The sequence below is a fragment of the Caenispirillum bisanense genome (genome assembly GCF_900230255.1).
Classification (GTDB): Bacteria; Pseudomonadota; Alphaproteobacteria; order Rhodospirillales; family Rhodospirillaceae; genus Caenispirillum; species Caenispirillum bisanense_A.
Window position 1 is genome coordinate 1 of sequence record NZ_OCNJ01000009.1, and the last position, 15,039, is coordinate 15,039.

Consider the following 15,039-nt stretch of genomic DNA (forward strand, 5'->3'; position numbering starts at 1 on the left):
CAAAAATGAGAATGCGTCACGATAAGCTCCCTTCCGGGGAGCTTGAATCACATCGTGAGCCGCTGGGGAAGCCGGTTTATGGGTCCTGACCCTAAAACGGAGGCGGCTCAGACACCAACCCAAAAGACGAAGCCCCGCAGCGCCAACTGCGGGGTCTCTGACGTGTAGGAACACGCCCAACTCTTCTCTTGTGGGCTAATTCTACGCGATGGACGGCTGTTGGCAAGCGTCAGCCTGTCTTGTGTCCGTAGCACGATGTATGTCCGGTCTTTGTAGCACCCGATCTGTCCGGTTTCTGGAAGTGCTCCAGGCTGGAGGGATCGGAGATGCTACCGGAGGTCAGGATGGCCCAGATCATCGAGGCGCTGGAACGCCATCGCTTGGGGCATTTGAGCTGCGTCGAGGCAGCGGAGTATCTGGGGATGTCGGAGCGGCATTTCCGGCGGTTGCGGGATCGTCACGACGAAGAGGGGGCCGCGGGATTGATCGACTGTCGCCGGGGTCGCAAGTCGCCGGCGGGCGGCGGTGGATCGCATCGAATGGATGCTGGAGGAGTTCCGCACGCGGTACTGGGACTTCCACGCGCTGCACTTCAGTTCACTCTACACCGACCGCGGCAGCCACTACTTCTTCACTCCGAAGGCTGGCGGCAAGGTCGACAAGGACAAGCCCACTCAGGTCGGCCGGGCGCTGAAGCAGCTCGGCATTCAGCACATTCCGTCCTACTCGCCCGAGGCAAGGGGGCGGATGGAGCGGCTGTTCCAGACCCTTCAGGGGCGCCTGCCCCAGGAGCTGCGCCTGGCCGGCATCGGCTCGGTGGCCGAAGCCAACCGCCATATCCGCGAGGTCTTCCTTCCAGCCTTCAATGCGCAGTTCGCCGTCACGGCCACCGAGGACGGCTCCTCCTTCGTACCCTGGGCCGGCGGCGATCTGGCGGAAATCCTCTGCATCCAGGAGGAGCGCCAGGTCGGCAAGGACAACTGTGTCCGCTACAAGGGCCGGTCGCTGCAAATCCCGGCCCAGACCCATCGCCACCATTTCGTCAAGGCGACCGTCGCCGTCAAGGAATACCCGCAGGGCCGCCTCGCCATCTTCCATGCCCCGAGATGTCTCGCCCGCTACGCTACCGACGGCACCACGCCGGACACTCAAATTGCGGCCGCGTGACCCCGCTCGACGCGCGCCGCCGGGGGATGGGGCTCGCCCCATCCTCCGGCAAAACCGAGCGGACATTTGATGTGCTACGAAAACCGGACATCTTCACATGTCATTGACAGCGTCAGCCTGTCTTGGGTTGAAGGCCGAAAAAATGCATGAAATCAACCGCATGTCCCGCCGGCATCGCGCGGCGGACCGAGACTTACGCGGAACTTGAAGCCTCGGCGCGCGGTGTCTCCGCGCCAGGTGTCACGACGGCCGCGGTGACCGGCCTGGTGCTGCGCGGCGTGAAGGTGCTGACGCCGGCGCTGACGCCGGCGGCGGTGCATCTGCTGGCCCTGCTGGTGGAGCACGTCCACGGCGACGACCGGTGGCGCCTCGGCCGCCTGCGGGTGGTGCCGAGCAACGCCCGGCTGGCGGCCATGATGGGCACCTGCGGGCGCGGCATCCGCCGCCTGCTGAGCCTCCTGGAGGCCAACCACTGGATCGTCCGGCGCTATACCGCCAGCAACCGCCGCAGCCGTCCCCAGGCCGGAATAGACCTGGCGCCCGTGGCGGCGCGGCTGGCCGACCTGCGCGAGGCCGTCGTGTGGGTGGCGGAGGAGGGCAGGGAAGCCCGGCGCCACGCGGACGGCGAGCGGCCGGATGGGCGGACAGACCAGTCCGCCCTGGAGGACAATCTGTCCCCCTGAAATCCTACAGTGGAACTCCCAAGCCTTCGGCTTCTGTACAGCCCGCCGCGGCCCGCGCCGACGACGAGCTGGTGAGCCTCATGCTCCACGCCTCGCCGCGGCTGCAGGGGCAGCTTTCGCCGCATGACCTGATCGACCTGCAGCGACCACAACCACCGGGGCCGATCACGTCCAAGACCGTGGTGTCGCTGGCGGCGGTGGTCGCCGGCGATCTTACGGCAAAGCCGGAAGGCCGCCGAGCAACGCATCAGGCCAGGCGCACCGGACGTCCGAGACTCGCTGCGGAGCTGGAAGGCAGTTCGTCCAGCGGCCCCCAAACCCGCTCGAATACGGGTTGCGCAAGTGGCCGTTTCCCCGCAGACAGAGTTTCCGGACCGCAACCCGAGGCGCCGTCATGCACCACCCGCCCCCTTACGTCACCTCCTACTGGGGCAAGGCGCGCCTGCCCGACGACCTCGCCGTCCCTGGAGAGCCGGACTGGCACCCAGCCGCCTACCACATGCTCGACGTGGCGGCGGTGGCGGGGCGGCTGATGGAGAGGCGGCCCGATCTGGCGGCGCGGGCGGAGCGGGTGATGCCCGGGCTGGCGGGGCTGCTGCCGATGGTGGCCGGCCTGCACGACCTGGGCAAGCTGTCGACGTGGTTCCAGGACATGCGGCCGGACCTGGTCGAGCGGTTGACGGGTGCCGCACCGGTGCCGAGCCCGTTCAAGGGGTTCCGCCACGGCGAGGCCGGCCTGCTCTTCTGGAACGAATTGCGGTCGCTGCGCGAGACTGTCGCCGAGGCGTCGCGGTGCCCGCAGCCGCTTCTCGATCTCTTCCTGCCGGCGTCCTTCGGGCACCACGGACAGCCGCCGGCGATCCTCGACAACGTGACGCCGCCGGCACGCAGCGGTGGGGCGGACGTGATCGCGCTGGCCGCCGAACTGGCGAGTCTGCTCGCCCCGCCGCAGCCGGTGGTGGTCCCTTCAGGAAAGGTCCGTCCGGCCGCCTGGCTCACCGCGGGCCTGTGCATCCTCGCCGACTGGATCGGCTCCAACCGCCGGTGGTTCCCCTACCGGGCGCCCGACCTGAGCCTCGCCGACTACTGGCACACGGTCGCCCGGCCCGCCGCCGAGCGCGCGGTGGCGGAAGCGGGGCTGGAGGCGCCGGCGCCGGCGGGTTATCGCGGCTTCACGACGCTGTTCCCCACCCTGCCGCGCGACGCCGCCCCGTCGCCGCTGCAACGCCTGTGCGAGACGCTGCCCGTCGCCGAGGGCCCGCAGATCGTCGTCGTCGAGGACGTCACCGGCAGCGGCAAGACCGAGGCCGCCCTCGTCCTCGCCGCCCGCATGATGGCGGCAGGGCAGGGCAGCCGCGTCTTCGTCGGTTTGCCGACCCAGGCCACCGCCGACGCCATGTTCAAGCGTCTCGGCGACAGCTACCGCCGGCTGTTCGCCGATGGAGCCCGCCCGACGCTGGCGCTCGCCCACGGCCGCGCCGGCCTGCATGCGGGCTTCCGCGAGGCGGTTCTGGCCGGCCGCCAGCAGGAGGCCGAGCGCCAGGGCGGGGAGGAGCGCGACACCGCCTCCGTCGTCGCCAACGCCTGGCTCGCCGACAACCGCAAGAAGGCGCTGCTGGCCGATGTCGGCGTCGGCACGTTGGATCAGGCGCTGCTCGGGGCGCTGCCGGTGCGGCATCAGGCGCTGCGCCTGTTGGGCTCGACCGGTGGCATTCTGGTGGTCGACGAGGTGCACGCCTACGACGCCTACACCGGCGGCCTGCTCGCCGGCCTGCTGACCTTCCACGCCGCGCTCGGCGGCAGTGCCGTCGTCATGTCGGCGACGCTCGCCGGCCACCAGCGGCGCGCCCTGATCGAGGCCTTCGCCGCCGGCCTGGGCCAGACGCTGGAGGCGGCGGCCGAAGATCCTGCCGCCGCGCCCTATCCGCTGGTCACCCGCTGGTCGGAGGCCGACGCCGCGCCCGTCGCCGAGCCACCGCCGCCGCCCGCAGCGCCGCCCCGTCGGCCGCCGCCCCGCCTGCGCTGCACCCGCCTGCGCGACGAAGCCGCCGCCGTCGCCGTGCTGGTGGAGACGGCGCGGGGCGGCGGCTGCGGCTGCTGGGTGCGCAACACCATCAAGGATGCCCGCACGGCCTTCGCCGTCCTGTCGGACCACCTGCCGCCCGACGACCTGCTGCTGTTCCACGCCGCCTTCATCCCCGCCGACCGTTCCCAGGTGGAGCAGCGCGTGCTGCACCACTTCGGCAAGACGTCCCGCGACGCCGAGCGCCGCGGCCGCATCCTGGTGGCGACGCAGGTGGTGGAGCAGTCCCTCGACCTCGACTTCGACACCCTGGTGACCGATCTCGCCCCGGTGGACCTGATCGTCCAGCGCGCCGGCCGGCAGCACCGCCACCCCGACCTGCGCCCGCCGCGGCCGGAGCCGGTGCTTCACGTCCTCGGGCCGGAGGCGGTGGCCGACCCCGCCGCCGACTGGTACGAGGCGATGTTCCCCGCCGCCGCCCACGTCTACAAGGATGCCGGCCGGCTCTGGCTCACCCAGCACCTTCTCACCGGCGCCGGCGCCCCGGCGGCGGGCTGGGACCTGGTGGCCGAAGCCCGCCGGCTGATCGAAACGGTCTACGGCCCCGACAGCCTCGACGCCGTGCCGCCCGGCCTTCAGGAAAGCTCCTGCGGCGAGGAAGGCACCCGCGACGCCCACCGCTGGCTGGCGCGGAAGACGATGCTGCGGCCCGACAAGCCCTTCGCCCTGCGCGACACGGCATGGGAGGACGACATCCGCGCCCGCACCCGCCTCGGCGACGAGCGCGTGCCCCTGGTGCTGGCGGTGGAGGGACCGGGCGGCACGCTCCTGCCGCTTTCCCGCGCCGACCGGACGAGCGAAGGGGCCCCGCCCGACCCGTTCGAGCGCCGCCGCGCCTGGGCGGAGAGCGAGATCTCCGTCGCCGCCCGCGGTGTCGCGACCGCAGCGCCACCACCACCGCGGTTCGCCGAGGCCGCCGCCGCCCTGCGCCGCGATCTCGGCTGGCAGGACGACGGCCCGCTGCTGGTCGTCCTGACCCTCGACCCCGACGCCCCGCCGGGCACCGGCTGGGTCGGCACCCTCCTGCGCGAAGACCGCCCGGCCACCCTCCGCTACCGGCGCGAGACCGGCCTTGCGCTCGCCTGAGGCGTGCGGCAAGGTAACTGCCGGATCTCTCCCGCGGACCGGCACGCATCGTGAACATCGGTCGGTGGATTTTCCCGTTCTTGAAAATCGTGCAGAAACAAGAGCTTCCAGGAAGAGTGTTCCCCGCGCGAGCGGGGATGAACCGGTGGTCATGCTGAGCCACAGCAGCGCCGACAACGTGTTCCCCGCGCGAGCGGGGATGAACCGGCGACGGGGCGCCCGGTGCGGGTGGCCGGCATGTGTTCCCCGCGCGAGCGGGGATGAACCGATCACGGCGGTGAACAAGGCCGCGCCGACCAAGTGTTCCCCGCGCGAGCGGGGATGAACCGCGGTCGCCCGGCGACAGGTACGACGTGTCGCCGTGTTCCCCGCGCGAGCGGGGATGAACCGGCGCAAGGCGAGATGGGGCACGCCGAGAAGGAGTGTTCCCCGCGCGAGCGGGGATGAACCGACCCGCTCGGCGGAAGAGACGCTGCTGTACAAGTGTTCCCCGCGCGAGCGGGGATGAACCGCTGCTGCTCGGCGATCCGCATGTGACGTTCGGCGTGTTCCCCGCGCGAGCGGGGATGAACCGGCCGGCAAGTCGGCGCTCTATCAGGCGCGGCGTGTTCCCCGCGCGAGCGGGGATGAACCGCCGTCGATAACCGGGCCTTGGTCATCCCAGTCGTGTTCCCCGCGCGAGCGGGGATGAACCGTGCATCCGGGTCGACGTCGACTACCGCTACTACCTTGTTCCCCGCGCGAGCGGGGATGAACCGCGGCTGGTGGAGCGGGGTGAGGTCATCCTGCATCGTGTTTCCCCGCGCGGGCGGGGATGAACCGGTCGGCGAGCTGACGAAGCCGAAGTTCGAAATGTGTTCCCCGCACGAGCGGGGATGAACCGCCCGCCACCGGGTCCCAGGCCTCGACGACGACGTGTTCCCGGCGCGAGCGGGGATGAACCGCGTGGCCCCCTGCTGCATCAGATTGTTGACGAAGTGTTCCCCGCACGAGCGGGGATGAACCGTCGAGGGTCGCCTCGACGCGGCCGCGCAGGGCCGTGTTCCCCGCACGAGCGGGGATGAACCGTGCTTGGACGTCGGCTGGTTGTCCACTACGCCGTGTTCCCCGCGCGAGCGGGGATGAAGCGGGCACTGTGTGGCTTGCCATCCGCCGGGACGGGTGTTCCCCGCGCGAGCGGGGATGAACCGAACCATTGGTCGCACGTGCACGACGCCGTGCAGTGTTCCCCGCTCGAGCGGGGATGAACCGTTCGGCCGGCGTGGGCAGATCTGCACGGCGTGGTGTTCCCCGCGCGAGTGGGGATGAACCGAAGTCGAGCACCCCGTCGAACCACCCGCCGTCGTGTTCCCCGCACGAGCGGGGATGAACCGTGGCTGACGGGCGGCATCCCCAACCGCTACCGGGTGTTCCCGGCACGAGCGGGGATAAACCGGAGCAGATGCGCACAGGCGTGGTCGACCTGCAGTGTTCCCTGCGCGAGCGGGGATGAACCGTCGTTGCGCTTGTCGTCTTCCATCTTGTCGAGGTGTTCCCCGTACCCACGGGGATGAACCGCCCGGACGGTGCTCGGCTGCTCGCCGACGTCGGTGTTCCCCGCGCGAGCGGGGATGAACCGAACTACGAGGCCGCCTGGGTGAGCGGGGTGCCCGTGTTCCCCGCGCGAGCGGGGATGAACGGCCCCCATGCGCGAACTCTCCCCTTCCTGGCGGCTCCTCTGCCTCACCCTCTAATTGACGATGGTCCGGCGTCATTTCCTCTTCCCTCCCACCCTTGCCCCTCATACCATTCTTCCAGATTCGCCGAAACGGAGTGTCCGCCGGTGTCGCACAACCTTCTTCTCCAGTCCTGGATCCCCGTCGCCGGGCCGGCTGGGGACGTGCGGCGGGTGACGGTGGCGGAGGCGGTGGCGGGGTTGGCGCCGGGGTGGCGCATCGGCTGGCCGCGGGCGGATTTCTCCGGCGCCACGCACGAATTCCTCATCGGCCTGCTGCACCTGACCGACCTGCTGCCCGCGGACGACGACGCCTGGGCCGAGCTGTGGGAGGCGCCGCCGACGGTCGAGCGGGTCACGGCGGCGCTGGCGCCGCTGGTGCCGCAGTTCGAGCTGGACGGACCGGGGCCGCGCGTGCTGCAGGACCCGACGGCGGCCGAGGGCGGCAAGCCGGTGGAGATCGCGGCGCTGCTCATCGACAGCCCCGGCGAGAACGCGCTCACCCGCAACATGGACATCTTCGTCAAACGCGGGCGCGCCGGCGCCATGTGCCCGGATTGCGCGGCGATGGCGCTGATCACCATGCAGTCCTACGCGCCGAGCGGCGGGCAGGGGCACCGCACCAGCCTGCGGGGCGGCGGCCCGCTGACGACGCTGGTCACCGCCGAAGGCGCCGGGCGCACCCTGTGGCACACCCTGTGGGCCAACGTCATGCCGCGCGATGCGCTGGAGGACGCGGCCGGCGGCGACCCCTTCGCGCCCGGTCCCGTGCTGCCGTGGACGGCACCGCTGCGCCTCAGCGAGGCCGAGGGCTCGCAGGCGAAGCCGCACCAGGCGCCTTTCCTCCAGGCCTTCTTCGGCCAGCCGCGCCGCATCTGGCTCGACTTCGAGGCGGTAAGCGCCGGCGACTGCGCCCTGTGCGGCCGCGCCTCGGACCGGCTGGTCGGCCGCATGGCGACCAAGCCGCGCGGCGTCAACTACGAAGGCGGCTGGCGCCATCCGCTGTCGCCCTACGGCGTCGAGATCGGCAAGCCGGAAACCTACGCCGCCCGCAAGGGCAGCCCGGCGGGGCAGGACTATCGGGATTGGCTCGGGCTGGTGGAGACGCCGCCGCGGCCGCCCGGCGGCAAGGGACGGGTGCGCGTGCCGGCGCTCGCGGTCGAGCACTTCCGCGCCCGTGCCAAGGCGCTGCACCTGAACGAGCCGCTGCGCCTGTGGGCCTACGGCTACGACACCGACAACATGAAGGCGCGCGGCTGGAACGACAGCCGCATGCCGCTGCATCCGCAGGCGCGCAACGAGGCGGCCTTCGTGGCGGCCGTCAGCCGCGCCGTGGCCGTGTCGGACGAGGCGCTGCACGGGCTCACGCGGGCGCTGCGGGTCGCGCTCATCGGCGACGCCGGCGACACCAAGGCCGAATTCCTGCCGCAGCGCGCCACCCTGGTCGACGCCACGCGCGACGCCTTCTTCGCCCTGCTGGAGGCGGTCGCCCGCCGCGACGCCGCCGGCGAGAGCATCAAGATGGAAGAGGTCAGCCCCGATATGGCGCGCTGGCACAAGGCGGTGGCGACGGCAGCGCTGCGGGTGTTCGACGACGCGGTGGCAGCGACCCCGTTCGGGGCGACCGAGGCCTTCGACCGCCGTGCCGCCGGTGGCGAGCCGCGCCAGCCCCGCTGGGTGCGCGCCCGCAACGACCTCATTGCCGGCCTGTGGGGCAAGCAGATGGAGGCCAAGGCGATGCTGACCCTCCGGCCCCAGTCTCGGGAGAGCGCCGCATGAACGACTACCTCTGCTTCTGGAAGGACGGCGAGGCGACGCCGGCCGGCGCGGCGCTGATCGCCTGGCACGCCGAGCTGAAGGACGCGACCGGCCTGCGCGCCGCCCTGCGCCGGGTCGAGCACCCCGACGACTGCGCCTTCATCCCCGGCTTTCACGCGCTGCGCCTGAAGCTCGGGGTCGGCACCGGCCGGGTGGCGACTTCGCTCGCCGTCGCCGTGGCGCTCGCCGCCCATGTGCGCCAGCACCGCAGCGGCGGCAGGCTGCCGCAGCGCCTGCGGGGCGGGCGCGACGACCGGCCGCTGCTCAGCGACATCCGCCTGCGCCGCCTGCTGGCGGAGGAAGACCCGGCCGAGATCCTGCGCCTGCTGCGCCGGGCGCTCGCCATGCTCGACGGGCCGCTCGACGTGGCCGAGATGGCGCAATGGGCGCTGCGCCTGACGTCGCCGGTCACGCACGACCGGGCGGCGCGTGAATTCGCCTACGCCTACTACGGCGCCCTGTCGCCCGACGAGCGCAAGGTCGCCGCCGACACCGACACCGACACCGACACCGCCGCCTGATCCCGCAACCATCCGCCACTCAGGGATGCCGTCCATGTACCTGCAGCTCCACCTGCTCACCAGCTACCCGCCGTCGAACCTCAACCGCGACGACATGGGCCGGCCCAAGGCGGCGACCATGGGCGGGGCGCCGCGGCTGCGGGTGTCGTCGCAGTCGCTCAAGCGGGCGTGGCGCACCTCCGCCATCTTCCAGGAGCACCTGGACGGCGCCCTGTCGACCCGTACCCGCCGCATGGCCGGCGAGGTGCTGACCCGGCTCACCGCCCAGGGGGTGGAGGAGAAGGTGGCGACCGCGTCGGCGGAGGCCATCGGCAAGGCGCTCTACGGCAAGGTGGATCCGAAGGAGAAGTTCCAGGCCGGTCAGCTCGCCTTCATCGGCCCGGCGGAACGGGCCGCCGTCGATGCCCTGGTGGCCGAGGTGGTGAAGACCGGCAAGGCGGTGGACGAGAAGACGGCCCTCGGCGTCGTCAAGGAGGCTCATCAGGGCGCCGACATCGCCCTGTTCGGCCGCATGCTGGCGGCGCGGCCGCACTTCAACGTCGAGGCGGCGGTGGACGTCGCCCACGCCATCACCGTCCACAAGGCGGTGATCGAGGACGACTTCTTCACGGCGGTGGACGACCTTCAGACCCGTGCGGAAGAGGACGACGCCGGTTCCGGCGCCGGCTTCATGGGGGAAACCGGCTTCGGGGCCGGCCTCTACTACCTCTATCTCTGCATCAACCGCCGTCTGCTGGTGGAGAACCTGGGCGGCGACGAGGCGCTGGCCGACACCGCCGTGCGGGCGCTCGCCGAGGCGGCCGCCAAGGTCGGCCCCGGCGGCAAGCGCACCAGCTTCGGCAGCCACGCCTACGCCCTGGTGGTGCTGGCCGAGCGCGGCCCCATGCTGCCGCGCAGCCTGTCGACCGCCTTCCTCAAGCCGGTCGGCGGCACCGACATGCTGCCGACGGCGACGGCGGCCCTGCTGACCACCGCCGAGAGCATGGACCGCGCCTACGGCGCCACGGCGGAGGACCGCTATCTGCTCGATGTCGCCGGCGGCGGCGGGTCGCTCGCCGGGCTGATCGGCTTCCTCGGCGGCGAGGCCGGCAACCGGACGCCCGCTCCGGCCGCGGCCTGACGGGCATGGCGGCGACCTTCCTTCTCGCCCGGCTCTACGGCCCGCTGTGCGCCTGGGGCGGCCCGGCGGTGGGCGAGCTGCGCCCGACCGGCGAAACACCCACGCGCTCGGCCCTGCTCGGGCTGGTCGGGGCCTGCCTCGGCCTGCGCCGCGACGACGCCGAGGCGCAGGCGGCACTCGCCGCCGGCTACGGTGTCGCCGTGCGGGTGGATGCGCCGGGGCGGCGCCTGGAGGACTACCACACCGTCCAGGCGCCCAAGGCGCGCAAGGGGTTCGAGCCGGCCTCCCGCCGGGCCGAACTGCTCGACGTGGACGAGGACGACATCGAGACCATGGTCACCCGCCGCGGCTACCTCATGGACGCGGTGTATACGGTGGCGTGGTGGCGGCGCGCCGCCGCCCGCTGGTCGCTGGAGGAGATCGCCGAGGCCATGCGCCGGCCGGTCTTCGTGCCCTACCTCGGCCGCAAGAGCTGCCCGCTCGGCCTGCCGCTGGCGCCGCTGCCGTCGCAGGCGGCGGACCTGGGGACGGCCCTGGCGGAGTTGGACGCCGCCGTGCCCGATCCCGATCCGCTGGCGGCGCTGCTCGAGCCCGGCCCGCGGCTGCTGGTGTGGGACGTCGATCCGCCGGGCGGCGACCCGGTCGCGCCGCAGCGCGTGACGCTCCGCCGCGACGCCCCCGCCGACCGCGCCCGCTGGCAGTTCGCCGAGCGCCCGGAGAACGCCGCCCAGTGGGAGCCGGCGCCATGATCATCAGCCGCATCCGCCTGTCGAACAGCCCCTCGGCCGGCTCGCTGTTCCGCCTGCTCGGCGATCGCCTGGGGGCTTACGAGAGCCATCGTCTGGTGTGGGCCCTGTTCGCCGACGACCCGGACAAGCCGCGCGACTTCCTCTATCGCCTGGACTGGAAGGCCGGCCGGCCGGAGATCATCACCGTCTCCGCCGAGCCGCCGCAGGACCACCACAACCTCTTCGAGATCGAGAGCAAGCCCTACGCCCCCGTCCTCCGCCCCGGCGACCGGCTGGCCTTCATGGTGCGCGTCAACCCCGTGTGGCGGAAGGAGGTGGACGGCCGCCGCCGCAAGGTCGACGTGGTGATGGACGGCGTCCACGCCCGCCGCGCCGCCAGCGACACCAAGCCCGACCGCCTGGAGGTCGCCCGCGCCGTCCTGCCGGGGTGGCTCGACCGCCAGGGCGAGCGCGACGGCTTCCGCCTGGCGCCCGAGGCGCTGCTGGTCGAGACCTACGACCGGGTGGAGTTCGTCAGCAGTACCCGTCGCCGCATCACCCTCGCCGGTTGCGACCTGCGCGGCGAGCTGACGGTCACCGACCCGGACGCCTTCCTCCGCATGCTGTTCGAGGGCCTGGGCGCGTCCAAGGCCTTCGGCTACGGCCTCGTGCTGGTGCGCCGGCCGCTCGGGATGTGACCATGTTGCCGCCGTTGCGCCCGATCCCCATCAAGGATCGCGAGCCCATGGTGTTTCTGGAATACGGTCACCTGGACGTCGCCGACGGCGCCTTCGTGCTGGTGGACGGGCAGGGCGTGCGGGTGCAGATCCCGGTGGGCGGGCTGGCCTGCCTCATGCTGCAACCGGGCACCCGCGTCTCCCACGCCGCCGCCGTGCTGGCGGCGCGCTGCGGGACCTTGCTCATCTGGGTCGGGGAGGCCGGGGTGCGACTTTACGCCTCCGGCCAGCCGGGCGGGGCGCGGTCCGATCGCCTGCTCTATCAGGCGCGGCTGGCGCTGGACGAGGACGCGCGGCTGCGCGTGGTGCGCCGCATGTTCGCCCTGCGCTTCGAGGACGATCCGCCAGCGCGGCGCAGCGTCGACCAGTTGCGCGGCATCGAAGGCGCCCGCGTCAAGGCGCTCTACAAGGGCCTCGCCCAGCAATACGGGGTGACCTGGCAGGGCCGCCGGTACGACCCCGCGAGCTGGACCCGCGGCGACCTGCCCAACCGCTGCGTCAGCGCCGCCAACGCCTGCCTCTACGGCGTCACCGAGGCCGCCGTGCTGGCTGCCGGCTATGCCCCGGCCATCGGCTTCCTGCACACCGGCAAGCCGCTGTCCTTCGTTTACGACATCGCCGACATCGTGAAGTTCGAGACGTCGGTGCCGGTCGCCTTCCAGGTGGCGCGCGAGGCGCCGCCCGACCCCGAGGCGGCCGTGCGGCGGGCCTTGCGCGACACCTTCCGCAAGACCCGCCTGCTCGGCCGTCTCATTCCCCTGATCGAGGAGATCCTGGCCGCCGGCGGTCTGGCGCCGCCCGAAGCCCCGCAAGACGCCGTTCCACCCGCCTTCCCCGACCCAGGCCCGTCCGGCGATGCTGGTCATCGTGGTTGAAAACGCCCCGCCGCGCCTGCGCGGCCGGCTCGCGGTGTGGCTGCTGGAGATTCGCGCGGGGGTCTACGTCGGCCGCTACTCGCCGCGCATCCGCGACCAGATCTAGGCCCAGGTGGAAGCCGGCATCGAGGACGGCAGCGCGGTGATCGCGTGGTCCGCGCCGACCGCCATGGGCTTCGACTTCGAGACGCTCGGCCGGGACCGCCGCGTGCCGCGCGACTTCGACGGCCTGAAACTGGTGTCGTTCCTGCCTGCCGATTACGAAGAAGATTCAGGCTGACGCCGACGCGCGAATCCCGGTAGAATTTCGCGTTCTTTAAAATCGTTGACGATCAATCACTTGCAGTAAGAGTGTTCCCCGCACGCGCGGGGATGAACCGTATCCGGTCACCCGCGAGGGCGATCCCATTGTGTGTTCCCCGCACGCGCGGGGATGAACCGTCCCTCACGGCCTCGACAACGGCTTCCGCCCGCGTGTTCCCCGCACGCGCGGGGATGAACCGGCGCGCAAGACCGACTGGATGGCGACGTGGCGGTGTTCCCCGCACGCGCGGGGATGAACCGCCTCGCGACAGGTGGTGGACGCCGGAGGAGATGTGTTCCCCGCACGCGCGGGGATGAACCGGCGTGCAGAGCTGGCTCCAGTACGCCCAATCGCGTGTTCCCCGCACGCGCGGGGATGAACCGTCCACCCGCCACGCCAGCGGATAGGTGCGGGTGTGTTCCCCGCACGCGCGGGGATGAACCGGAGCGCTGCTGGGGCACCTGCCGCAACGTCTCGCGTGTTCCCCGCACGCGCGGGGATGAACCGCTCATCGCAGCCCGCATCATGGCGAAGGAGGACGTGTTCCCCGCACGCGCGGGGATGAACCGGGGTCGTAGACCACGTCGCCGGGGTTGCTGTAGTGTTCCCCGCACGCGCGGGGATGAACCGACGCATGGCGAGTTCGGCCCGACCGAGGCCGCGTGTTCCCCGCACGCGCGGGGATGAACCGGCCTGATCCACCGCGACCGCGGGACGCGAGATGTGTTCCCCGCACGCGCGGGGATGAACCGCGGTTGGTGGAGCGGGGTGAGGTCATCTTGGCGTGTTCCCCGCACGCGCGGGGATGAACCGCGCGCCCTTGGCCGGGTTCGCGTTGTTCAGGTGTGTTCCCCGCACGCGCGGGGATGAACCGTTTTGGGGTCGAGCATGACGAAAAAAACACCGCGTGTTCCCCGCACGCGCGGGGATGAACCGGAGAGCAGCCCGATGGCCGCCCGCCAGACCACCCGTGTTCCCCGCACGCGCGGGGATGAACCGGCGTGGCAGAAGGCGAACAGCACCTTCAGGGCGTGTTCCCCGCACGCGCGGGGATGAACCGTCGGCGGTGTACCCGCAGCGGCGGCCGGCCTTGTTCCCCGCACGCGCGGGGATGAACCGCGGCCTTTGACGACCTCGCCATGCGCATCATCGTGTTCCCCGCACGCGCGGGGATGAACCGGAGGCGGCGCAGGAGGCGGGCGCGAAGAAGCTGTGTTCCCCGCACGCGCGGGGATGAACCGAACCTGTCGCTCAGGCCCAGGATCGCGAGGGCGGTGTTCCCCGCACGCGCGGGGAGGGAGTGTCCCCGGAGGTGGTGTAAGAGCACGCGAACGGGGATGATGGCGGAGGGCGCGTGGCGCCCGGAGGCACCATCCCCGGGCGGCCCCGAGCCTGGGGCGGTCATCGTCGATCTCCGGTAGGCTGAGGTTGCGACAAACTGCAACCCACGGAGACCAACCGATGACCATGGACAGGATGGTCCTTGCCGAGCTTCTTGAGAAGGGTTCCGACAGCGGCCTGCTGCGGGAGATGATCTCGTTCGTCGCCCAGCGGCTGATGGACTGCGAGGTCGAGGCCGTCTGCAACGCCCAGCCGAACGAGCGCACGCCCGAGCGCACCAACTCGCGCAATGGCTACCGCGATCGCTTGTGGCAGACCCGGGCCGGGGCGATCGCGCTGAAGATCCCCAAGCTCCGCCAGGGCAGCTATTTCCCGCCTTCCTTGAGCCGGGGCGCATCGCCGAGAAAGCCCTGGCGGCGATGATCCAGGAAGCCGGAGCCTGCCCTCGGGCTTGACCCGAGGGTCCACGGCGTCTCGACGCGCTCGGTGGACGACCTGGTGAAGGCGATGGGGATGACCGGGATCTCGAAAAGCCAGGTTTCCCGCCTGTGCGAGGACATCGACGACAGGGGCGGCACCTTTCTGGAGCGGCCGATCGAGGGCGACTGGCCCTATATCTGGATCGACGCCACCTACGTGAAGGTGCGCGAGGCCGGGCGCATCGTCTCGGTGCCGATGATAATCGCCGTGGGCGTCAATACCGACGGCCGCCGCGAGGTGCTGGGCATGGCCAGCGGACCTCAGCCCGCCGAAGACGACGCGGATGCCGGCGCTCTTACACCACTCCCCGGGACATGACCTCGCAGGGTCGAATTCGGCCGAACGCTACAACTCGCCAGGGCGTCCTGGCGGCGCTGGCGGG

9 protein-coding genes, 3 pseudogenes and 1 CRISPR repeat array are annotated in these 15,039 nt (G+C 71.5%); all 12 genes and pseudogenes read left to right on the top strand.

The annotated features are described in order from the left end of the window. Positions 1–344: 344 nt before the first annotated feature. Positions 345–503 (top strand): annotated as a pseudogene (locus CRP50_RS26555) (helix-turn-helix domain-containing protein); the annotation flags it as partial. A gap of 40 nt (positions 504–543) precedes the next feature. Beyond that, entirely contained in the window at positions 544–1,167 is a 624-nt protein-coding gene (locus CRP50_RS25260) for a hypothetical protein (RefSeq protein ID WP_245913533.1), read from the top strand. Between the two features lie 254 nt (positions 1,168–1,421). Further along, the gene (locus CRP50_RS18515) at positions 1,422–1,850 is read left to right on the top strand and encodes a helix-turn-helix domain-containing protein (protein ID WP_176525258.1); all 429 of its coding nucleotides are present in this window, start codon (positions 1,422–1,424) and stop codon (positions 1,848–1,850) included. 394 nt (positions 1,851–2,244) lie between these two features. After that, complete coding sequence (locus tag CRP50_RS18520; RefSeq protein ID WP_097280680.1) at positions 2,245–5,019, top strand: CRISPR-associated helicase/endonuclease Cas3; 2,775 nt, start codon at positions 2,245–2,247, stop codon at positions 5,017–5,019. A gap of 1,822 nt (positions 5,020–6,841) precedes the next feature. Next, positions 6,842–8,512 (top strand): type I-E CRISPR-associated protein Cse1/CasA, encoded by a 1,671-nt coding sequence (gene casA, locus CRP50_RS18525; protein WP_176525259.1) that lies wholly within the window; start codon positions 6,842–6,844, stop codon positions 8,510–8,512. Continuing rightward, positions 8,509–9,072: a type I-E CRISPR-associated protein Cse2/CasB gene (casB, locus tag CRP50_RS18530; RefSeq protein ID WP_097280682.1), complete on the top strand. Its 564-nt coding sequence runs from the start codon at positions 8,509–8,511 to the stop codon at positions 9,070–9,072. Before casA ends, casB begins: the two co-directional genes overlap by 4 nt. 34 nt (positions 9,073–9,106) lie before the next feature. Next, positions 9,107–10,192, top strand: a complete 1,086-nt coding sequence (cas7e, locus tag CRP50_RS18535; protein WP_245913534.1) for a type I-E CRISPR-associated protein Cas7/Cse4/CasC — start codon at positions 9,107–9,109, stop codon at positions 10,190–10,192. A gap of 5 nt (positions 10,193–10,197) precedes the next feature. After that, a complete protein-coding gene (gene cas5e / locus CRP50_RS18540; RefSeq protein ID WP_097280684.1) occupies positions 10,198–10,941 on the top strand; it encodes a type I-E CRISPR-associated protein Cas5/CasD in 744 nt (247 codons plus the stop codon). Next, positions 10,938–11,618 (top strand): type I-E CRISPR-associated protein Cas6/Cse3/CasE, encoded by a 681-nt coding sequence (cas6e, locus tag CRP50_RS18545; protein ID WP_141415196.1) that lies wholly within the window; start codon positions 10,938–10,940, stop codon positions 11,616–11,618. The genes cas5e and cas6e overlap by 4 nt, the downstream gene beginning before the upstream one ends. A gap of 2 nt (positions 11,619–11,620) precedes the next feature. Beyond that, positions 11,621–12,532: a type I-E CRISPR-associated endonuclease Cas1e gene (gene cas1e, locus CRP50_RS18550; protein WP_097280686.1), complete on the top strand. Its 912-nt coding sequence runs from the start codon at positions 11,621–11,623 to the stop codon at positions 12,530–12,532. Positions 12,533–12,566: 34 nt separating this feature from the next. Beyond that, positions 12,567–12,812, top strand: a pseudogene (gene cas2e / locus CRP50_RS18555) (type I-E CRISPR-associated endoribonuclease Cas2e). Positions 12,813–12,883: 71 nt separating this feature from the next. Beyond that, positions 12,884–14,139: direct repeats of the CRISPR family, unit length 29 nt; unit sequence GTGTTCCCCGCACGCGCGGGGATGAACCG. A 173-nt stretch (positions 14,140–14,312) separates the two neighbouring features. Then, positions 14,313–14,975, top strand: a pseudogene (locus tag CRP50_RS18560) (transposase). Positions 14,976–15,039 lie beyond the last annotated feature (64 nt).

Bases quoted from the DNA above. Each gene is read 5' to 3' on its own strand.
- CRP50_RS25260 (WP_245913533.1), top strand. From the start codon at position 544: ATGCTGGAGGAGTTCCGCACGCGGTACTGGGACTTCCACGCGCTGCAC.
- CRP50_RS18520 (WP_097280680.1), top strand. From the start codon at position 2,245: ATGCACCACCCGCCCCCTTACGTCACCTCCTACTGGGGCAAGGCGCGC.
- casB (WP_097280682.1), top strand. From the start codon at position 8,509: ATGAACGACTACCTCTGCTTCTGGAAGGACGGCGAGGCGACGCCGGCC.
- cas7e (WP_245913534.1), top strand. From the start codon at position 9,107: ATGTACCTGCAGCTCCACCTGCTCACCAGCTACCCGCCGTCGAACCTC.
- cas5e (WP_097280684.1), top strand. From the start codon at position 10,198: ATGGCGGCGACCTTCCTTCTCGCCCGGCTCTACGGCCCGCTGTGCGCC.
- cas6e (WP_141415196.1), top strand. From the start codon at position 10,938: ATGATCATCAGCCGCATCCGCCTGTCGAACAGCCCCTCGGCCGGCTCG.
- cas1e (WP_097280686.1), top strand. From the start codon at position 11,621: ATGTTGCCGCCGTTGCGCCCGATCCCCATCAAGGATCGCGAGCCCATG.